The sequence below is a fragment of the Micromonospora sp. NBS 11-29 genome (genome assembly GCF_002140155.1).
Taxonomy (GTDB): domain Bacteria; phylum Actinomycetota; class Actinomycetes; order Mycobacteriales; family Micromonosporaceae; genus Micromonospora.
Window position 1 is genome coordinate 481,013 of sequence record NZ_NAPR01000004.1, and the last position, 19,351, is coordinate 500,363.

Consider the following 19,351-nt stretch of genomic DNA (forward strand, 5'->3'; position numbering starts at 1 on the left):
CCCGGCGCGGCGAGCACGAATCCCCAGTCGCCGAAGCTCGGCACGTCGACGTGGTACGGCACGGTGGCGAAGCCCGCCTCCCGCACCGACCGCTCGATCGACCAGTACGACCGGGGCGCGAAGTAGGGCGAGCCGGACTGCACGACCAGCCGCCCGCCGGGGGCCAGCACCGGGCGGATCAGCGCGTAGAACTCGACCGTGTAGAGCTTCGCGGTGGCCGTCTCGTCCGGGTCGGGCAGGTCGGCGATCACCACGTCGAAGCGTTCCGTGGCGGTCCGCAGCCAACCGAACGCGTCCAGGTTGAGCACCCGTACCCGGGGGTCGGCGAGCGAGGCGCGGTTGAGGTCGCGGAGCTGCGGTTCGCTGCGGGCCAGCGCCACCACGGCCGGGTCGAGGTCGACCAGCGTCACCGAGCGCACGTCCGGATACTTCAGGATCTCCCGCGCGGCCAGCCCGTCGCCCGCGCCGAGCACCAGCACGTCGCCGTGCGGCCCGCGCATCGCCGGATGCACCAGCGCCTCGTGGTAGCGGTACTCGTCGACGGAGCTGAACTGGAGGTCGCCGTTGAGGAACAGCCGCAGGTCGGTGTCGGTGTGGCCGACCTCCCGCACCGAGCGGGTCAGCACGATCTCCTGGTAGCGGCTGCGCTCGGCGTGCACCACCGGGTCGCGGTAGAGCTGCTGCCGGGCGGTCACCTCGAAGTCGTGGGCGGTCACCCAGGCGTACCCGAGCAGGAGCGCGACCACGACGGAGCCGGCGCCGAGGCCGACCCGGGCCCGGCGGCTCAGCTCGTCGCGGAACACCGTGAAGACCAGCACCACCCCGGCGACCGCGTTCACCGCGCCGACCACCAGCGCGCCCCTGAGCTGGCCGAAGATCGGCATCAGCAGGAACGGGAAGGCCAGCCCGCCGAGCAGCGCGCCGACGTAGTCGGCGGCGAACAGGTCGGCCACCGCGCTGCCGGCGGACTGCTCGCGGATGCGTTGCAGCATCACCATCAGCAGTGGGATCTCCGCGCCGATCAGCAGGCCGAGCACGAACGCGGTGCCGACCAGCGCCGGGCCGTAGAGGTCGAGCCAGGCGAACGCGGCGTAGAGGCCGAGCACGGAGAGGCCGCCGAGCAGCGCGAGGGTCAGCTCGATCGCGGCGAACGCGGGCGCCGCCCGGGACTGCAACGGCTTCGCCACCAGCGCGCCGACGCCCATCGCGAAGACCATCACGCCGAGCACGATCGACGCCTGACCGACCGCGTCGCCGATCAGGTAGCTGCCGAGCGCGACCAACGCCAGCTCGTACACCAGACCGCAGGCCGCGCAGACGAAGACCGCGAGCAGGACCGCCGCGCGGGCCGCGCGCCACCGGGGCCGCGCGGGCGCGTCGGCGGTCACGCTCCCCTCCGGGTACGCCCGGCGGGTCCCGCCCCGGCGCGCTGCGCGGGCACGGCTCCCCGGAGCTGCCGGTTTCGCTGCCGCACCCCCACGGTGATGAACAGTGCGGCGACCAGCAGCAGACCGGCGGCGCTGAACAGCCAGCCCTTGCGGTCCCGCAGCAGGTCGTTGCCGGCGCTCGGCAGCGGGGCCGGCGTGCCGGCCGCCGGGGTGGCGGCGGTGGGGGCCGGCTCGGCGAGCCCGACCTCGGCGGCGAGCAGCGGCAGCACGGTCGTCGCCCGGGTGATCGCCCAGCCGGGCTCGTCAACGAAGGCGTCCTCGTCCAGCCCGAAGCGGCTCAGGCCGGACGCGATCGGATAGAGGTCGGCGCGTTCGATGTCGTCCGAGCCGTTCACGCCGATGCGCGCCGAATCCCGGGACTCACTACTGGCGGAGGTGTAGTGGACGACGGCGGAGACCTCGATCCAGCGCGGGCAGCGCGGATCGTCGCGCACCGGCGTCCCGTCACCCAGGTTGGAGCCGACGCTGATCTCGTCGCCCCAGTCGGACAGCACCCAGCCGTAGCAGATGCCCTGGCCGTCGGAGGCGGACGCCAGCAGCGGCACGGTGGCGTTCCGCTGCTCGGTCGTCGGCCCGGGCACGTCGGTGCTCTCGCTGCCGTTGACGATCCCGATCGCGATCGGCACGCCGACGCACAGCAGGATGACGACGATCCAGACCACCGTCGTGTTGCGCTTCTCCTTCGCCTTGGCGGCAGCGCTCTTTCCGGTCATCAACTGATAGCGGCGGCGATGATCGCGCCGGTGGCGAGGTGCACGGTGGCGGAGATCCAGACCGCCGGGTGCGGCTCCGGGTCGACCAGCAGCTCACCGAGCTTGCCGGGGGTGGCCGCGTCGAGCAGCACGAAGGCCGCCGCCATGATCACCAGACCGAGGAACCCGTACGCGGCGGAGCCCACCAGCCCGAGCATGAAGTCGTCGTCGCTGGCCACGATCGCGGCGACCACCACGGTGCCGACGCCGAGCAGGTTGGAGGCGAGCAGCACCGTCGCGTTGCGGTTGCGCTCGGCCCAGATCAGCTCGTGGAGCTTGCCGGGGGTGGCCAGGTCCACCAGCAGGTAACCGACGGCCATCAGGACGACGCCGACCACACCGTAGGCGAGGGTGACCAGCAGGTCGGTGACGAGATGCTGCACAGGAACTCCAGGGTGAGGGGGTCGGACGGGCTACTTGCCGGCGCCGGGGCCGCCGCCCCGGACGGTGCTGCCTCGGCCCCAGCCCCAGCTGTTGCCGACGGTGCTGTGATAGCGGGGGTACGCGGTGGTCATCTTCTCCAGCAGGATCACCGAGCCGACGGCGAGCGGGAGGATCACCACCGAGTCGTCGTCGTACCGCAGGTAGACGCCGCTGCCGTCGACGTACTGGTCGGCCGGCTTCCAGGCGTCGGTGATCTGCTTCGACACCTGGCTGGGCGACCGGTTCGAGGTGTACGCGATCGCCTGCGAGCCGATGTCCCGCCCGGAGGCCCGCGAATAGTGCTCCTTCACGTAGCCGCGGGGCGAGAAGCTGCCGTAGAAGATCGCGAAGGCGGCGACGAGAGCGCCGACGACGGCGACCGCCACGCCCACCACGAACCACCGTCGGTACGTCACAGCTCCTCCACCACCGTCTCGGTCAGGACCAGCTCGTTGGTCTGGGGATAGGCGTGCCAGGTGCGCCAGGCGAGCGCGCCGCCCGGCGGATCGGGCGCGACGGCCAGCGCGGTGACCGCGTCCTCGTCGCCGGGGAAAACACCGACCAGCGCGTACGGGTGGTCGGCCAGCTCGGCGCGGAGCGCCGCGACCCGGGTGCGCAGACCGTCGCCGGTCGGGCGGAGGACCGTGGCGGTGAACCGGTAGCCGGTGCTCTCGTCGTGCAGCGACTCGGGCAGGCGCGGCGGGCGGCCGGGCAGACAGGCGACCGTCTCGGTCAGCGCGCCGAGGACGACCTGGTGGGAGGCGCCGAGCAGGCGCAACCGCAGCCGGGTACCGCCGGGCAGGTCGAGGTCGCGTACGGCCAGCGCCGGCAGTTCCGGGCCGCCGAGGGTCAGGCTCAGGTCGGCGGCGCGGCTGTCGACGTACGGGGTGTCGAGGGCGACGAGCACTCAGTTCACGCCCTGCGGGTAGATCATCACCTCGGCGCGACGCAGTTCCTCGCCGAGGTTCACCTCCCAGCCGGCCTCGCCGTACGCCTCGAACGACAGCCGGGCCCCGCCGGACCCCTGGTAGTCGTAGTAGCGCATGGTGCCGTGCGGGTCGAGGCCGGTGCCCTCGGTCGCGGTGTAGCGGGCCTGGCCGGACTCGTCCCAGCGGTACTGGCGGCCGGCGACGTCAAGCGTCGGGGCGCCCGGCGTGACGCCGGCCCCCGGCTCGCTGGTCCAGAGCACCATCTCCAGGTCCGGCTCCGCCTCGACGGAGAGCCAGCGCTTCACCCCGCCGGCGTCGTCGAGCAGATGCTCCGCCCAGCTCCAGCCGCCCTCGACCAGGTGCACCGAGCCCCGCACCGTGTACGGCACCGAGCGGATCTCGACGATGTCGCCGGGCTTGAGCGCCCGCGGGTCGCCGCGCAGCGCGTCGGAGTCCCGGTCCCGGAACGGGTCACCGGGTGCCGCCTTCGGCCGTGGCGCGGAGCGGGACCTGCGCACCGCGATCACGGCGATCACCACACCGGCCACCCCGACCAGGCACCCCAGCGTGGTCACCAGGTACGCCACCGAACCGTTCACGACCGCCTCCCCCAACATCCGTCGGCGGAGACGGTAACAACCCCGTGCACCCTGGTAGAAGGGCTGTTCGCTGAGTGTGGGGTCAGCTACGGTCGCGGTCGGCCAGCCGGTCGACGGCGTACTCACGCAGCGTCGTACGGCCCATCACGCAGCCGCTGAACGTGGTGAACTCGCCGTCGTCGTCGCGCAGCCGCGCCCAGGCGTCCCGCCCGGCGTCCGGGTCGACGGCGTCCAGCAGCGACGCCGCGTACGCCTTCCCCGCAGCCGTGCCGTCCCTGAGCAGCCGCTCGACCTTCCGCCGGGCCGCCTCCGGGTGCTCAACGAGCGCCCCCTCGACGCGCCGATACGCCTCCGTCGCCGGCAGGATCTGCCCCGCGAACCCCACCCCACCAAAGGCGAGCGTGTCCGCCCGACCCATCTCCCGAACGGCCGAGTCCAGTTCCCGTTCCCACCCACTCATCCCCAACACCCCCTACTAGTGCCCCTTACCACCGGCCCCAACGCTGTTGACCATGAAGTTGTCGGGTGCCATTTCGGCGTGTCGCGCCGCCAACTTCATGATCAACACAGCGGTGGGGGTGGGGGGTGGGGGGTCAGGGGGCGGTTACGGTCAGGGTGTCCTTGGTGTCGGCCAGGTCTACCTGGACGGTGTCGCCGTCGCGGATCTCGCCGGCCAGGAGCGCCTTCGCGAGGCGGTCGCCGATGGCGGACTGGACCAGTCTGCGCAGTGGGCGGGCACCGTAGATCGGGTCGTACCCGTGCTCGGCCAGCCATGTGCGGGCCGCCTCGGTGATGTCCAGGCCCAGGCGGCGGTCGGCCAGCCGACGGCGCAGCCGGGTGAGCTGGATGTCGACGATCGAACGCAGGTCCTCGCCCTGGAGCGCGGCGAACACCACGATGTCGTCGAGGCGGTTGAGGAACTCCGGCTTGAAGTGCGACCGGACCACCGCGAGCACACCCTCCCGGCGCTCGTCCTCGGACAGCGTCAGGTCGCTGATCACCGCCGACCCGAGGTTCGAGGTGAGGATCAGGATCGCGTTGCGGAAGTCCACCGTGCGGCCCTGGCCGTCGGTGAGTCGGCCGTCGTCGAGCACCTGGAGCAGCACGTCGAAGACGTCCGGGTGGGCCTTCTCCACCTCGTCCAGCAGGATCACCGAGTACGGCCGGCGGCGCACCGCCTCGGTGAGCTGGCCGCCCTCCTCATACCCGACATAACCGGGCGGGGCGCCGACCAGGCGGGCCACCGAGTGCTTCTCGCCGTACTCGCTCATGTCGATGCGGACCATGGCCCGCTCGTCGTCGAAGAGGAACTCGGCGAGCGCCTTGGCCAGCTCGGTCTTGCCGACGCCGGTCGGACCGAGGAAGAGGAAGCTGCCGGTCGGGCGGTCCGGGTCGGCGACGCCGGCCCGGGCGCGGCGGACCGCGTCGGAGACCGCGCCGACCGCCTCGGCCTGGCCGACCACGCGGGCGCGCAGCGACTCCTCCATCCGCAGCAGTTTGGCGGTCTCGCCCTCCAGCAGCCGGCCGGCCGGGATGCCGGTCCAGGAGGCGACCACGGCGGCGATGTCGTCCGCGCCGACCTCCTCCTTGAGCATCGCGCCGTCTGCCTGGAGCCGGGCCAGCTCCTCCTCGGCCTGCCTCAGCTCACCCTGGAGCGCGGGGATGCGGCCGTACCGCAGTTCGGCGGCGCGTTCCAGCTCGCCGTCGCGCTCCGCCCGCTCGGCCTCGCCGCCGAGCCGCTCCAACTCCTCCTTGGCGGTGGAGAGCTTGGTGATGTGGCTCTTCTCGGTCTGCCAACGCTCGGAGAGCGCGGTGAGCTGCTCGCGCTTGTCGGCCAGCTCCTTGCGCAGCCGCTCCAGACGCTCGGCGGAGGCGGCGTCCGGCTCCTTGGCCAGCGCCATCTCCTCGATCTCCAGCCGGCGCACCGCCCGCTCGATCTCGTCCACCTCGACCGGACGCGAGTCGATCTCCATGCGCAGCCGGGACGCGGACTCGTCCACCAGGTCGATCGCCTTGTCCGGCAGGAACCGGTCGGTGATGTAACGGTCGGAGAGGGTGGCGGCGGCGACCAGCGCGGCGTCGGTGATGCGTACGCCGTGGTGCACCTCGTAGCGCTCCTTGANTGGAAGCGGCGCTCCAGCGCCGGGTCCTTCTCGATGTGCTCGCGGTATTCGTCGAGCGTGGTCGCGCCGACCATCCGCAGCTCGCCCCGGGCCAGCATCGGCTTGAGCATGTTGCCGGCGTCCATCGAGCCCTCGCCCTTGCCGGCGCCGACCACGGTGTGCAGCTCGTCGAGGAACGTGATCACCTGGCCGTCGGAGTTCTTGATCTCCTCCAGCACGGACTTGAGCCGCTCCTCGAACTGGCCGCGGTACTGCGCGCCGGCCACCATCGCGCCGAGGTCGAGCGAAACGAGCTTCTTGTCCCGCAGCGACTCCGGCACGTCGCCGGCCACGATCCGCTGGGCCAGCCCCTCGACGATCGCGGTCTTGCCGACGCCCGGCTCGCCGATGAGCACCGGGTTGTTCTTCGTACGCCGGGACAGCACCTGGATCACCCGGCGGATCTCCGAGTCCCGCCCGATCACCGGGTCGATCTTGCCGTCGCGGGCGCTGACGGTGAGGTCGATGCCGTACTTGGCCAACGCCTGGTAGGTCTGCTCCGGGTCGGCGGTGGTGACCCGGCGGTCCCCGCCCCGGACGGTCGGGAACGCGGCGACCAGATTCTCCTCGGTGGCACCGGAGTTCTTCAGCGCGACCGAGACCGCGCCGCCGACCCGGGCCAGCCCGGCCAGCAGGTGCTCGGTGGAGGTGTACTCGTCGCCCAGCGGCCGCGCGATCTGCTCGGCGGCGCCGATGGCGTTGACGAACTCGCGGGCCAGGGTCGGCTCGGCGATGCTGGAGCCGCGCGCGGCGGGCAGCGCGTCGACCGAGCGCTGGGCGACCCGGCGCAGCTCGGCGGGGTCGGCTCCGACCGCGCGCAGCAGGCCGGCGGCGGTCGAACCGTCGGTGTCCAGCAGCGACAGCAGCAGGTGCCAGGGCTCCACGGTGGCGTGACCGCGCTGGTTCGCCAACGCGACGGCACCGGTGATGGTCTCGCGGCTCTTGGTGGTGAGGCGTTCCGTGTTCATGGGCTCCCCCGGGATCGGCGTGTCCACTGGAAACGACACAACCAGAGTTGAGTCTATTCCGCTCAACTCCGCCACTGTGACCTGAGTCACCATTGGCTCTCGACCTTGATCCTGATCTTGATCTTGCGACGCCACTTCGCCGATGTGGTGCCATGCCCGCGCCTGGATGGCACCACATCGGCGACCCGGTGTTGATCAAGCAGATTCAGCGACCACGCCGCCCCGGCAGGCGCGTGGTGCAGGGCGTCACATGGTCGGCGCGCAGCACACACCGTCGACCGCCGTCGAGCTTGCGGTCACAGAACACCCAGTGGTGTACGCCCTGGTCGTCCTCGGCCGAGACGGTGATCCCGCCCAACTCCACCGCGCCGAGGAAGCCCAACGACCGACCGGCCGTCCGACCGAGCATCTTCGCCCGCGCCAGATCGGCCGCCCGCACCGGCAGATGGATCACATACCGCCCGGTCATCGACGCGGGCCCAGGGATAGCAGATGGCGCATCACGTTGATCCCTCCTCGGGACGGCTTGTGGGAGCCAGGGAAGGCGGCACGACTGGCCGCGCGACCAGTCGTGCCGGCTACGGCTGCCAACCGGGAGGCCGGTTTGCCTACCAGGCTTTCCGCCGAAGGCTTCCGCACCGAGAACATACAATGCAAAGCATTGCATTACAAGGAGTGAGCATGGTTAGCACGCGAAGTGTTGGCTGACGGTCCCCGCTCGTGGGAAGATCTTGGGGCCTACCAGGAGTCGCCGCCATGCCCCGAGTTTCGGACCGCCAGAGAATCGCCCAGGACATCAGGGACAAGATCGCCTCGGGCGAGTACGCGCCGGGCGACAAGCTGCCCTCCCTGCGCGAACTGATCGCGCACTACCAGGTCTCCGCGGAGCCGGTGCGCTCAGCGCTGCTGATCCTCCAGGCCGAGGGTCTGATCGAGGGACACCAGGGCAAGGGCACCTACGTCACGCCCCGCGAGGGCGCCTCCTGATCGCACCGCCGGCACGAGGATCGGACCATGGCACAGCCCCGCGAGCAGGGCGTGCTTGGCAGATGTAGCCTCACCGGCGTGCGAGTACGTGTCGAACAGACCGCCTTACCGGGGATCGGCGTCCGTCATGACCTGATGACGGAGTCCGGCCGCCGGCTCGGAGTGGTCTCCCACCGCAATGGCCGCCGCGACCTGGTCCTCTACGACCCGGACGATCCCGACTCCTGCCAACACGACATACCGCTGACCGATGATGAGGCGGAGGCGCTGGCCGACATCCTCGGCGCGTCGCTGATGCTGGGTCAGCTCTCCGGGCTGCGCGAGCAGGCCGCCGGGCTGCTGACCGAGCAGATCGTCATGCCGGCCGGCTCGAAGTACGTGGGCCGGCGGCTCGGCGACACCAAGGCGCGCACCCGGACCAGCGCCTCCATCGTGGCGGTGCTGCGTCAGGGCGAGGTGAACGTCTCGCCCGATCCCACCTTCCGGTTCGAAGCCGGCGACGTGATCGTCGTGGTCGGTACCCGTCAGGGGCTCGACGGCGTCACCTCGATCCTCGCCGAGACCGATCCGGACGGCTGACGCGTATGCACGAAACCCAGATCCTGCTCGTCGAGGTCGGCGCGCTGCTGCTCCTGCTCGGTCTGCTCGGCCGACTCAGCCGTCGCGTCGGCGTCTCGCCCATCCCGCTCTACCTGCTCGCCGGGCTGGCCTTCGGCCACGGCGGCCTGCTGCCGCTCAACGCCAGCGAGGAGTTCTTCGCCGTCGGCGCGGAGATCGGCGTGATCCTGCTGCTGGTCATGCTCGGCCTGGAGTACAGCGCGAACGAACTGGTGGGCAACCTCCGCTCGGCCGCGCCCGCCGGCCTCATCGACGCGGTGTTCAACGCACTGCCCGGCTTCGCCTTCGCGCTGCTGCTGGGCTGGGGCTGGGTCGCTGCCGTGGTGCTCGCCGGCGTCACCTGGGTGTCGTCCTCCGGCGTGATCGCCAAGGTGCTCGGCGACCTGGGCCGGGTCGGTAACCGGGAGACCCCGGTGATCCTCTCCGTCCTCGTGATCGAGGACCTGGCGATGGCCCTCTACCTGCCGCTGGTCACCGCGCTGCTCGCCGGGGTCGGCCTGATGAAGGGCGGCATCGCGCTCGCCGTCGCGGTGTTCACCGTGGTCGTCGTGCTGGCCGTGGCCATCAGGTACGGGCACCTGATCTCCGCCGCCCTCTCCGCCAAGGATCCGGAGGCGCTTCTGCTCGGGGTGCTCGGCCTGACCCTGCTGGTCGCCGGCATCGCGGCCAAGCTCCAGGTGTCCGCCGCGGTCGGCGCGTTCCTGGTGGGCATCGCGCTGTCCGGGCCGGTCGCGCACCACGCCACCGAACTGCTCTCGCCGCTGCGGGACCTCTTCGCCGCGGTCTTCTTCGTGTTCTTCGGGCTGGTCACCAATCCGCTGGACATGCCGCCGGTGCTGCTGCCGGCGCTGCTGCTGGCCGTGGTGACCATGGCGACGAAGGTGGCCACCGGCTACCTGGCCGCCCGCCGGGCGGGGATCGCCGAGCCCGGTCGTTGGCGGGCCGGCCTGGCGCTGACCCCGCGCGGCGAGTTCTCCATCGTCATCGCCGGGTTGGCGGTCGCCGCCGTCTACCCGGTGGAGCCGAAGCTGGCCGCGCTCGCCACCGCGTACGTGTTGATCACGGTGGTGACCGGGCCGCTGCTCGCCCGGTTGCCGGACACGGCGTGGTTCAAGCAGTGGCTGCGCCAGCGCGCCGCCGCCACCCGGTCACCGGCGACGGTACGGCTGGGCGACTGACCTCGGTCGGCCGGACCGGCGACTCAGCCGGTCCGGCCGACCAACGGTTGCCGAATTGATTTTGGGAAGGTCTACCACTGCTCGGCTCAACCGCGTTAACGTGTCGCCCCAGCAACCAGGGTCCGCGGGTGGCCGGTGCCCCCGCCAGCGACAGCGGAAGGTCGGCCGGTGAACGTGCAGGAGAAGACGTTCCACGGCTTCGCCAACCCGGTCGATCCCTCGCCCGCCGAACTGCGTGCCTGGGCGTACCAGCCGGACTCGGTGCCGCTGACCTCCATGCCGCCGGACTGGGACCTGCTGGTCGCCGGTGACCATCTGGTGCAGACGCTGTTCGACCTGGCGATGGACCAGACCTGCCCGGCCCGGCGGTTCGCGCTGCACTGCCTCTACATCTACGCCGCCGACGGCATCCGGACGAACTTCCGCGCCCACCCGAAGCGCCGCTTCCGGAAGCTGGTCGAGCAGGCCGAACGAACCGGCGACGACCTGATGCGCAACTGGGCGCACAACAGCCGGGTGCTGCTCGCCCGCCCGGATCTCTTCGTCTACCGGGACTGGTGCGAGGGCGGCCTGGTCCGGGAGAACCGCCGCCTCTGAGCCCCCCCGGGTGTTAAGCGGGGCACCTTCCTCTACCGGAAACGTTAAGAGGGTCCCCTTCCTTACACGCCGAACGGGCCGGGGCCCCCCGTGGGTCCCGGCCCGTTCGGCGGCGGATCGCTCAGGTCGAGCCGCCCTGCTTTCGGCGCCGTTCGTCGTCCCTGGCGCGGTCCACGCCGTGGTCGGTCTGGTCGGCGAAACGCCCTTCCTTGACCTTGTCGGTGAAGCGGCCCTCGGTGACCCGGTCGAATCGCTCCCGGACGTTCTCGGCCACCTGCTCCAGGCGTTCCTCCGCGCGCTCCGCGATCTTCTTCGCCGGTTCCGCCATGGCTCCCCCCGCCAGCCCGGATTCCGTTTTCAGTGCTTTTATCCGTTGACTCCAGCGTAGTGGACCGCCTCCCACCCGCGCCCCCGTTTTCCGCAACGACGAAGGCCGGCACAGCCTCGTGCCGGCCTTCGTGGTACGAGCGCGGGGGTCAGCGGTCGGGGGCGCGGCGAGGACGCCAGACGACGAGCGCGGTGGAGGTGCGGTTGGTGGGCACGAGGTCGCCGCGGGCGAAGCCGCCCAGCGACTCCAGCTCGGCGATCCGCCGGTACGCGGCGTCCAGCTCCGCTTCGAGCCGGGCCACCCGCTGCTGCGCCTCCTCCAGCAGCCGCTCCAACCCGATGATCCGCTTGACCCCGGCCAGGTTGATCCCGTCGTCCTGACTGAGCCGCTGCACCTCGCGGAGCAGCACCACGTCCCGGACGCTGTACCGGCGACCGCCACCGGCCGCCCGCCCGGCCTGCACCAGGCCCAACCGGTCGTACTGGCGCAGCGTCTGGGGGTGCATACCCGCCATCCGCGCGGCCACCGAGATCATCAGGATCTTGGCCTCGTAGGCCGGGTCACCCGAGCCGACGCGCTCCTCCGACATGTCCGCTCACCTCCGCTGCCGACGTCAACTGACTCGACGTACCCGCGCGTCGAGATGTTCCCGCGCGGCGGGCGGAGTCTGTGCCGCGAAGGTCTCCAGCGCCGCCCGCGCCTCGTCCGAGACCTTCGCCGGGACCAGCACGTCGAGGGTGACCAGCAGGTCACCGGCACGGCCGTCCTTGCGTACGACACCCTTGCCCCGGGCCCGCAGCACCCGCCCGGCGGGCGTACCCGGCGGCACCCGCAGGGTCACCGCGCCGTCCAGGGTCGGCACCCGCAGGTCGGTGCCGAGAACCGCCTCGGCGTACGTGATCGGGACGGTCAGGGTGAGATCGTCCCCGGTGCGCCCGAACAGCTCGTCCGGCCGGACCTTGACGTGCACGAACAGGTCGCCCGCCGGGCCGCCCCGGTCACCGGGCTCACCTCGACCGGCCAACCGGATCCGCTGCCCGTCGGCCACCCCGGCCGGGAAGCGCACGTTCAGCGTGCGGGTCTTGGTGACCCCGCCGGTGCCGTGGCACTCCGGGCACTTCTCCTCGACGATCGTGCCGACGCCCTGGCAGTTGCGGCACGGCTCGGAGAAGCTGAACGAGCCCTGGTTGCGGGTGGTCACCCCGGCGCCGTGGCAGACCGGGCAGGCCACCGGCTGGGTGCCGGGCTTCGCGCCGTTGCCGTGGCAGGTGTCGCAGACCCCGGGGGCGCGCAGCGTCAGCGGCAGCGTGACCCCGCGTACCGCGTCGGAGAAGTCCAGGGCCACCTCGGCCTCGACGTCGCGGCCCCGGGCCGGACCGCGTGGCCGACCCGCACCACCGCCGGCACCGCCGCCCGAGAAGATCGAGCTGAACAGGTCGGTGAAGCCGCCACCGCCGAACCGGGCGTCGCCACCACCGCCACCGCCTCCGCCGAACAGGTCGGAGACGTCGAACGGCACGCCGCCCGGCTGGCCCGCGCCGCCCCGCGCGCCCCGCCGGAACGCGCCCGAGCCGAAGAGCGACCGCATCTCGTCGTACTCTCGGCGCTTCTTGTCGTCGCCGAGCACGCCGTACGCCTCGGAGACGGCCTTGAACCGCTCCTCGGCCCCCGGGTCGCCGGGGTTGTGGTCCGGGTGCGACTCCCGGGCCACCTTCCGGTACGACTTCTTGATCTCGTCCGAGGAGGCGGACTTGTCCACGCCCAGCACGGCGTAGTAGTCCTTCTCGATCCAGTCCTTGGAACTCACCGGTCCACCCCCTTCCACGGGTCGAATCCCGGTCGTCCCGCCCGCCCGGTGTGGGCGGGCGGGACGTCACGGGTCGGCACTACTCCGGGTCGGCGACCGCGACCAGGGCCGGCCGCAGCAGCCGCTCGCCGAGCTGGTACCCCCGGCGCATGACCTGCACGCAGGTCGGCTCGGTCACGTCGGCGGAGGTCTGGTGCGCCACCGCCTCGTGCCGGGTCGGGTCGAACGGGTCGCCCTGCTCGCCGAACGCGGTCAGGCCGAACTTGCCCAGCGCGCCGGTGAGCTGCTCGGCCACGCTGCCGAACGGACCCACCAGGTCGCCGTGCTCGCGGGCCCGGTCCAGGTCGTCGAGGATCGGCAGCAGCGCGGTGAGCACCGTGCCGGTCGCCTGGTCCTGGACCAGGTTGCGGTCCCGGTCGACCCGCTTGCGGTAGTTGGCGTACTCGGCCGAGACCCGCTGGAGGTCGCGGGTGCGTTCCTCCAGGTCGGAGCGGAGCGACTCCAGCTCCGCGCCGAGCGGCGCGGCGGCACCGTCGGTCTTCTCGCCCGCCTCGGCCGGCGCGTCGACCACCGGCGGCCCCGAGACCTCGGCCTCGCCGCCGATCTCGTCGACCACGACCTCGGTCTCCTCGACCAGCCCTTCGGCGGGCGCGTCGGCGGCCGCGTCGGCGGCGGAGGCGTCCTCCGCCGGCTGCTCGGTCACCTTGCCCAGCTTGCGCTTGTCGCGGATGACGACCCGCGGCTCATCGCCGGCGTCCTTGCCGGCGCCCGCGGAGCCACCCGGCGCCGACCCGGTGGAGCCCGGGTCGGCCGCTCGTGGCTTGTCCGTCATGCGGCTACCTCATCCCTCTGCCGTGCGAGTCGTGTCCGGGGAACGGAGGTCACTTCTTGTCCTCGTCCACGATCTCCGCGTCGACCACGTCGTCGGCGCCGCCGGCCTGCGGGCCACCGGCCGCACCCGCGCCGGCACCCGGCCCGGCCGCACCACCGGGGGCGGCCTGCTCGCCCTCCTGCTGCTGGGCGTAGAGCAGCGAGCCGGCCTGCTGGGAGACCTGCGCCAGCTTCTCGTGCGCGGTCTTGATCTTGTCGATGTCCTGCCCGCCGAGGGCGCTGCGCAGCTCGCCGAGCGCCTCGTTGAGCTGGTCCCGGCTCTCGCCGGGCAGCTTGTCGCCGCTCTCGGCCAGGAACTTCTCGGTCTGCCACTGGAGCGCCTCGGCGACGTTGCGGGTCTCCGCCTCGTCCCGGCGGCGCTTGTCCTCGTCGGCGTGCTCCTCGGCGTCCCGGCGCATCCGCTCGATGTCGTCCTTCGGCAGCGACGAGCCGCCGGTGATCGTCATCTTCTGTTCCTTGCCGGTGCCCAGGTCCTTGGCGTGCACGTTGACGATGCCGTTGGCGTCGATGTCGAACGTGACCTCAATCTGCGGCACGCCGCGCGGCGCCGGCGGGAGGCCGGTCAGCTCGAAGGTGCCGAGCTTCTTGTTGTAGGCCGCGATCTCCCGCTCGCCCTGGAACACCTGAATCAGCACCGACGGCTGGTTGTCGTCCGCCGTGGTGAAGACCTCGGAGCGCTTGGTCGGGATGGTGGTGTTGCGCTCGATGAGCTTGGTGAAGATGCCGCCCTTGGTCTCGATGCCCAGGCTCAACGGGGTCACGTCGAGCAGCAGGACGTCCTTGACCTCGCCCTTGAGCACGCCGGCCTGGAGCGCGGCACCGACGGCGACGACCTCGTCCGGGTTGACGCCCTTGTTCGGGTCGCGGCCGGTGAGCTGCTTGACCAGGTCGGTGACGGCCGGCATCCGGGTCGAGCCGCCGACCAGGATGACGTGGTCGACGTCGGCGACCTTGATCCCGGCGTCCTTGACGGCCTGCTCGAACGGGCCCTTGCAGCGGTCCAGCAGGTCCTGCGTCATCCGCTGGAACTCGGCGCGGCTCAGCGTCACGTCGAGGTGCAGCGGGCCCGCCGAGCCGGCGGTGATGTACGGCAGGTTGATGTTGCTGGTGGTGGCCGCGGACAGCTCGATCTTGGCCTTCTCGGCCGCCTCCTTGAGCCGCTGCAGCGCCATCTTGTCCTGCGAGAGGTCGATGCCGTGCTCGCCGCGGAACGTCTTCACCAGGTGGTCGATGATCCGCTGGTCCCAGTCGTCGCCGCCGAGCTGGTTGTCACCGCTGGTCGACTTGACCTCGACGACACCCTCGGCCAGCTCCAGCAGCGACACGTCGAAGGTGCCGCCACCGAGGTCGAAGACCAGGACGGTCTGCTCCTTGGAGCCCTTGTCCAGGCCGTACGCCAGGGCGGCCGCGGTCGGCTCGTTCACGATCCGCAGCACGTTGAAGCCGGCGATCTCACCGGCCTCCTTGGTGGCCTGGCGCTGCCCGTCGTTGAAGTACGCCGGGACGGTGATCACCGCGTCGGTGATCTGCTCGCCCAGGTACGCCTCGGCGTCCCGCTTGAGCTTCATCAGCGTGCGGGCCGAGATCTCCTGCGGGGTGTACTTCTTGCCGTCGATGTCGACGGTCCAGTTGGTGCCGATCTCCCGCTTGACCGAGCGGATGGTCCGGTCGGGGTTGGTCACCGCCTGGCGCTTGGCGACCTCACCGACGAGCACCTCGCCGTTGCGGGCGAACGCGACGATCGAGGGAGTCGTACGCGAGCCCTCGGCGTTGGCGATGACGGTGGGCTCACCGCCCTCGAGAACGCTGACGCAGGAGTTCGTCGTGCCGAGGTCGATGCCGACCGCACGTGCCATGTTCGCTTCCTCGCTTCGTAACGGGTGAGCAGGTCAGGTGGCCTGCCCGGCGGGCCGCCCGGAAGCGACCGCACCACAAGTTGAGTGAACTTGACTCAATAGTGCCACGCTCTCGTCAAACCGCAAGTCGGGGTTGAGTCAACCCGACGCAACCCGACCGTTACTACTGTCCGGTTGTCTTACCTTGCGTCGGTCGGGCACGCTTTAGCGGTGACGACGCATGGCGATTCCGCCACCCGTGCCGGCGCGCCCGCCGTCGCAGCCCGCACCGGCGCCACCGCCGGGGAAGACCAGCCCGCCGAAGCCCTGGCGGGCCTGCCCGCCGCGCTCACCGGCCTGCGGGCCGCGATCGACGCGGCCCGGTTCCCGCTCGCCCTGCCCTCGGCCGAGCCGGCCCGGCACGCCGCGACGAGCCTCACCGACCAGCTCGACGACTACCTGCTGCCCCGGCTGGCCCGGCTCGACGCCCCGCTGCTCGTGGTGGTCGGCGGCTCGACCGGCGCCGGCAAGTCGACGCTCGTCAACAGCCTGGTCCAGGCGCGGGTCAGCGCGGCCGGCGTGCTTCGCCCCACCACCCGCTCGCCGGTGCTGGTGTGCAACCCGGCCGACGCCGCCTGGTTCCGGCAGGGCGACCTGCTGCCCGGCCTGACCCGCACCACCGAGCCGAGCGAGCAGCCGGGCACCCTGCACCTGGTCACCGCGCCGGCGCTCCCGCCCGGCCTGGCCTTCCTCGACGCGCCCGACATCGACTCGGTGGTCGACGCCAACCGGGCGCTCGCCGGGCAACTGCTCGCCGCCGCCGACCTGTGGCTCTTCGTCACCACCGCGGCGCGCTACGCCGACGCCGTGCCCTGGGAGCTGCTGCGCGGCGCCCGGGCCCGCGGCACCGCCGTCGCCATGGTGCTCGACCGGGTGCCGCCGGAGGCCTGCGACGAGGTCGCCGCCCACCTGTCCGAGATGCTCGCCGCCCAGGACCTGGGTGCCGCGCCGCTGTTCGTGCTGCCGGAGACCTGGGTGGACGGGCAGGGGCTGCTCCCCGACAAGATGACCGCGCCGCTGAGCGGCTGGTTCGCCCGGCTGGCCGGCGACGCCGAGGCCCGCTCGGCGGTGGTCCGGCAGACGCTCGACGGCGCGCTGGCCGCGCTGCACCCGGTGGTCGCGGGGCTGGCCGAGGCCGCCGACGAGCAGGTGACCGCCGCCGAGTCGCTGGACGAGCGGGTCCGGGCCGCGTACCGGGGCGCGGAACGGACCGTCGACCAGGGGCTCAAGGACGGCCGGCTGCTCCGCGGCGAGGTGCTGGCGCGCTGGCAGGAGTTCGTCGGCACCGGCGAGTTCTTCCGCAGCCTGGAGGCGCGCATCGGCCGGATGCGCGATCGGGTGGTCGCGGTGGTCACCGGGCGGCCCGCACCGGCGGCGGAGCTGCGTACGGCGATCGAGTCCCAGTTGGTCACGCTGCTGCGCGGGGTGGCCGCCGAGGCGGCGGAGAACGCGTACACCGGGTGGAAGGCGCACCCGGCCGGCGCGGCGCTGCTGGAGCCCGACCTGGCGCACGCCTCGGCCGACTTCCCGGCGCGGGCCGAGCAACTGGTCCGGGACTGGCAGCGCGGCGTGCTGGAGCTGGTCCGCGTCGAGGGCGGCGACCGGCGGTTCGTGGCCCGCACCGCCGCCTACGCGGTCAACGCCACCGGCCTGGCCGTCATGATCGGGGTGTTCGCCTCCACCGCGTTCATCCCCACCGGGCTGGAGGTCGCCGCCGGCACCGGCACCGCGGTCGCCGGGCAGACCGTGCTCCAGGCCATCTTCGGCGACCAGGCGGTGCGGAACCTGTCCCGCAAGGCGCGGGTGGACCTGCTCGAACGGGTCGGCGCGCTGCTCACCGCGGAGGCCCGCCGGTTCCTCGCCCGCACTGGCTCGGCCCGCCCCGCCGCCGACGTCGGCGAGGCGCTGCGCCGGGCCGCCCTGGAGGTCGAGCGGGCCCGGCACCACAGCGGCCTGTCCCGCACCGACGGCGCCCCGCTGCCCACCAGGAAGGCATTGTGAGCGCGAGGAGTGAGCCGGGCCTGCGAGCCCCGCAGTCGCGAACCAGGAAGGCACCGTGAGCAACATCGTGGGACGGATGCGTGAGGCGCTCCGGGGTGACCAGCGGGTCGACCCGGACGCCCTGATCGCGCGCCTACAGGCGGTCCAGCGGTTCCTCGGCGCGGTGGACGGCGACGTGCCCGACACCCAACTGGTCGCCGCGCACACCGTGGTCGAGCGGGCCGGGGACCGGCTCGCCCTCTCCGGCCGGCACACCGTGGTCGCCCTCGCGGGTGCCACCGGCAGCGGCAAGTCGAGTTTGTTCAACGCGCTGGCCCGGATGGACCTGTCGCCGGTCGGCGTGCGCCGGCCGACCACGGGTGTGGCCCACGCCTGCGTCTGGGGTCCGGTCGACGGCGCGGTACGGCTGCTCGACTGGGTGGGGGTGCTGCCCCGGCACCGGTTCGTCCGGGAGAGCCCGCTGGACGGCGACGACGAGTCCACCCTGCACGGTCTCGTCCTGCTGGACCTGCCCGACTTCGACTCCGTGCAGCACTCCCACCGGCTGGAGGTGGACCGACTGCTCGGCCTGGTCGACCTCGTGGTCTGGGTGGTCGACCCGCAGAAGTACGCCGACCGGGTGATCCACACCAGCTATCTGCGCGAGTTCCACCGGCACAAGGACGTGACCGTGGTGGTGCTCAACCAGGCCGACCGACTGCCCCCGACCGAGCTGCCCCGGGTCCTCGACGACCTGCGCCGGCTGCTGGACGCCGACGGGCTGGGCGGGGTGCCGCTGCTGCCCACGGTGGCGGTGGACCCGACCGGGCTGGACGGCCTGCGCGGCGAGTTGGAGCGTACGGTCGCCGAACGGCAGGCCGCCCTGCGCCGCCTCTCCAGCGACGTGGACGCCGTGGTGGCCGATCTTGAACCGTTGGTCGAGGTGGAGCCGCCGCGCACCCGGCCCGGCGACGCCTCGGCGCAGGAGCTGAACCGGGCACTGGCCGGGGCCGCCGGGGTGCCCACCGTGGCGCACGCGGTCGAGGGCGCGTACCGGCACCGGGCGGTGAGCAGCACCGGCTGGCCGTTGGTGCGGGGCTGGCGGAAGCTGCGGCCCGATCCGCTGCGCCGGCTGCACCTGCCCGGCCAGGACCTGAGCGCGCCGGTGGAGAGCCTGGTCGCGGCCACCTCCGTACCCGATCCGACCGCCGCACAGCGCTCGGCGCTGCACCTGGCCGTCCGCGCGGTGGCCGACCGCGCCGGTGCCGACCTGCCGGCGCCCTGGCCGACCGCGGTGACCGCGGCGGCCCGGTCCCGGTCGGCCGACCTGCCGGGCGCGTTGGACCATGCGGTCGCCGCCACCGACCTCGGCATGGACCGGCGGCCGACCTGGTGGCGGGTGGTCGGCGCGATCCAGTGGGTGGTCACCCTCGCCGCGCTGGGCGGCCTGGTCTGGCTGCTTTTCGGGTACGCGCTGAGGCTGCTCGGCCTGCCGCCGCTGGAGCACCCGACGCTCGGCGTGGTGCCCTGGCCCACCGTGCTGTTGCTCGGCGGTCTGCTGGCCGGTCTGCTGGTCGCGGCACTGAGTCGGCCGGTGGTCGGGTGGGCGGCCCGGCGTGCCCGGCACCGGGCCGAAGAGCGCCTGCTCACGTCCGTGGGCAGCGTCGGCGAGAAGCTCGTGCTGGACCCGGTCTGGGCGGTGCTGGCGCGTTACGCGACGGCCCGGGACGCGTTGCGGGACGCCGGGCGTCGATGAACCCCGGCCCGCTGGCCGGTGTGGTGGCCGGCG

At 72.4% G+C, this 19,351-nt stretch carries 19 protein-coding genes and 1 pseudogene; 6 read left to right on the forward strand and 14 right to left on the reverse strand.

Annotation, left to right across the window (positions count from 1 at the left end):
* The 9 genes and pseudogenes from B1205_RS06300 to B1205_RS06340 form a co-directional block, all read right to left on the reverse strand.
* The coding region (locus B1205_RS06300) for a polyamine aminopropyltransferase (RefSeq protein ID WP_254909785.1) at positions 1-1,388 on the reverse strand (1,388 nt) is incomplete at its 3' end.
* Entirely contained in the window at positions 1,385-2,161 is a 777-nt protein-coding gene (locus tag B1205_RS06305) for a hypothetical protein (RefSeq protein ID WP_089154727.1), read from the reverse strand. The genes B1205_RS06300 and B1205_RS06305, both read right to left, overlap by 4 nt.
* The gene (locus tag B1205_RS06310) at positions 2,161-2,583 is read right to left on the reverse strand and encodes a DUF350 domain-containing protein (RefSeq protein ID WP_089154728.1); all 423 of its coding nucleotides are present in this window, start codon (positions 2,581-2,583) and stop codon (positions 2,161-2,163) included. The genes B1205_RS06305 and B1205_RS06310 overlap by 1 nt, the downstream gene beginning before the upstream one ends.
* A gap of 30 nt (positions 2,584-2,613) precedes the next feature.
* Entirely contained in the window at positions 2,614-3,039 is a 426-nt protein-coding gene (locus B1205_RS06315; RefSeq protein WP_089154729.1) for a DUF4247 domain-containing protein, read from the reverse strand.
* Positions 3,036-3,530, reverse strand: a complete 495-nt coding sequence (locus B1205_RS06320) for a DUF2617 family protein (RefSeq protein ID WP_089154730.1) — start codon at positions 3,528-3,530, stop codon at positions 3,036-3,038. Before B1205_RS06320 ends, B1205_RS06315 begins: the two co-directional genes overlap by 4 nt.
* A complete protein-coding gene (locus B1205_RS06325) occupies positions 3,531-4,151 on the reverse strand; it encodes a DUF4178 domain-containing protein (protein ID WP_089154958.1) in 621 nt (206 codons plus the stop codon).
* A gap of 82 nt (positions 4,152-4,233) precedes the next feature.
* Entirely contained in the window at positions 4,234-4,611 is a 378-nt protein-coding gene (locus B1205_RS06330) for a hypothetical protein (protein WP_089154959.1), read from the reverse strand.
* Positions 4,612-4,744: 133 nt separating this feature from the next.
* Positions 4,745-7,281 (reverse strand): annotated as a pseudogene (locus B1205_RS06335) (ATP-dependent Clp protease ATP-binding subunit).
* Between the two features lie 205 nt (positions 7,282-7,486).
* Positions 7,487-7,750 (reverse strand): hypothetical protein, encoded by a 264-nt coding sequence (locus B1205_RS06340; RefSeq protein WP_089154731.1) that lies wholly within the window; start codon positions 7,748-7,750, stop codon positions 7,487-7,489.
* A 287-nt stretch (positions 7,751-8,037) separates the two neighbouring features.
* Here B1205_RS06340 and B1205_RS06345 point away from each other — a divergent pair, with 287 nt between their 5' ends.
* The 4 genes from B1205_RS06345 (at position 8,038) to B1205_RS06360 (ending at position 10,661) form a co-directional block, all read left to right on the forward strand.
* Positions 8,038-8,268, forward strand: a complete 231-nt coding sequence (locus B1205_RS06345; protein WP_089154732.1) for a winged helix-turn-helix domain-containing protein — start codon at positions 8,038-8,040, stop codon at positions 8,266-8,268.
* A gap of 78 nt (positions 8,269-8,346) precedes the next feature.
* Positions 8,347-8,847, forward strand: coding sequence for a cation:proton antiporter regulatory subunit (locus B1205_RS06350; RefSeq protein WP_089154733.1), 501 nt, complete (start codon positions 8,347-8,349; stop codon positions 8,845-8,847).
* Between the two features lie 5 nt (positions 8,848-8,852).
* Positions 8,853-10,064, forward strand: coding sequence for a cation:proton antiporter (locus B1205_RS06355; RefSeq protein ID WP_089154734.1), 1,212 nt, complete (start codon positions 8,853-8,855; stop codon positions 10,062-10,064).
* Between the two features lie 168 nt (positions 10,065-10,232).
* Positions 10,233-10,661, forward strand: a complete 429-nt coding sequence (locus B1205_RS06360) for a hypothetical protein (RefSeq protein WP_089154735.1) — start codon at positions 10,233-10,235, stop codon at positions 10,659-10,661.
* Positions 10,662-10,782: 121 nt separating this feature from the next.
* On the opposite strand, the gene B1205_RS06365 is transcribed toward B1205_RS06360, so the two are convergent.
* The 5 genes from B1205_RS06365 to dnaK all read right to left on the reverse strand — a co-directional run bounded on the left by B1205_RS06365 (position 10,783) and on the right by dnaK (position 15,543).
* Entirely contained in the window at positions 10,783-10,989 is a 207-nt protein-coding gene (locus B1205_RS06365) for a hypothetical protein (RefSeq protein ID WP_089154736.1), read from the reverse strand.
* Positions 10,990-11,137: 148 nt separating this feature from the next.
* Positions 11,138-11,578: a heat shock protein transcriptional repressor HspR gene (locus B1205_RS06370; protein WP_089154737.1), complete on the reverse strand. Its 441-nt coding sequence runs from the start codon at positions 11,576-11,578 to the stop codon at positions 11,138-11,140.
* Between the two features lie 24 nt (positions 11,579-11,602).
* Positions 11,603-12,796 (reverse strand): molecular chaperone DnaJ, encoded by a 1,194-nt coding sequence (gene dnaJ, locus B1205_RS06375; RefSeq protein WP_089154738.1) that lies wholly within the window; start codon positions 12,794-12,796, stop codon positions 11,603-11,605.
* A gap of 79 nt (positions 12,797-12,875) precedes the next feature.
* On the reverse strand, positions 12,876-13,628 hold the full coding sequence (grpE, locus tag B1205_RS06380) for a nucleotide exchange factor GrpE (RefSeq protein ID WP_089154739.1): 753 nt from the start codon (positions 13,626-13,628) through the stop codon (positions 12,876-12,878).
* A 49-nt stretch (positions 13,629-13,677) separates the two neighbouring features.
* Positions 13,678-15,543, reverse strand: coding sequence for a molecular chaperone DnaK (dnaK, locus tag B1205_RS06385; RefSeq protein ID WP_089154740.1), 1,866 nt, complete (start codon positions 15,541-15,543; stop codon positions 13,678-13,680).
* Between the two features lie 210 nt (positions 15,544-15,753).
* On the opposite strand from dnaK, the gene B1205_RS06390 reads away from it, so the two are divergent.
* Positions 15,754-17,583: a GTPase domain-containing protein gene (locus B1205_RS06390; protein ID WP_089154741.1), complete on the forward strand. Its 1,830-nt coding sequence runs from the start codon at positions 15,754-15,756 to the stop codon at positions 17,581-17,583.
* Between the two features lie 76 nt (positions 17,584-17,659).
* Entirely contained in the window at positions 17,660-19,318 is a 1,659-nt protein-coding gene (locus B1205_RS06395) for a GTPase (protein WP_089154742.1), read from the forward strand.
* Positions 19,319-19,351 lie beyond the last annotated feature (33 nt).

Bases quoted from the DNA above. Each gene is read 5' to 3' on its own strand.
- B1205_RS06395 (WP_089154742.1), top strand. From the start codon at position 17,660: ATGCGTGAGGCGCTCCGGGGTGACCAGCGGGTCGACCCGGACGCCCTG.
- B1205_RS06305 (WP_089154727.1), bottom strand. From the start codon at position 2,161: ATGACCGGAAAGAGCGCTGCCGCCAAGGCGAAGGAGAAGCGCAACACG.
- B1205_RS06340 (WP_089154731.1), bottom strand. From the start codon at position 7,750: ATGACCGGGCGGTATGTGATCCATCTGCCGGTGCGGGCGGCCGATCTG.
- B1205_RS06330 (WP_089154959.1), bottom strand. From the start codon at position 4,611: ATGAGTGGGTGGGAACGGGAACTGGACTCGGCCGTTCGGGAGATGGGT.
- B1205_RS06355 (WP_089154734.1), top strand. From the start codon at position 8,853: ATGCACGAAACCCAGATCCTGCTCGTCGAGGTCGGCGCGCTGCTGCTC.
- B1205_RS06370 (WP_089154737.1), bottom strand. From the start codon at position 11,578: ATGTCGGAGGAGCGCGTCGGCTCGGGTGACCCGGCCTACGAGGCCAAG.
- B1205_RS06365 (WP_089154736.1), bottom strand. From the start codon at position 10,989: ATGGCGGAACCGGCGAAGAAGATCGCGGAGCGCGCGGAGGAACGCCTG.
- dnaK (WP_089154740.1), bottom strand. From the start codon at position 15,543: ATGGCACGTGCGGTCGGCATCGACCTCGGCACGACGAACTCCTGCGTC.
- B1205_RS06345 (WP_089154732.1), top strand. From the start codon at position 8,038: ATGCCCCGAGTTTCGGACCGCCAGAGAATCGCCCAGGACATCAGGGAC.
- grpE (WP_089154739.1), bottom strand. From the start codon at position 13,628: ATGACGGACAAGCCACGAGCGGCCGACCCGGGCTCCACCGGGTCGGCG.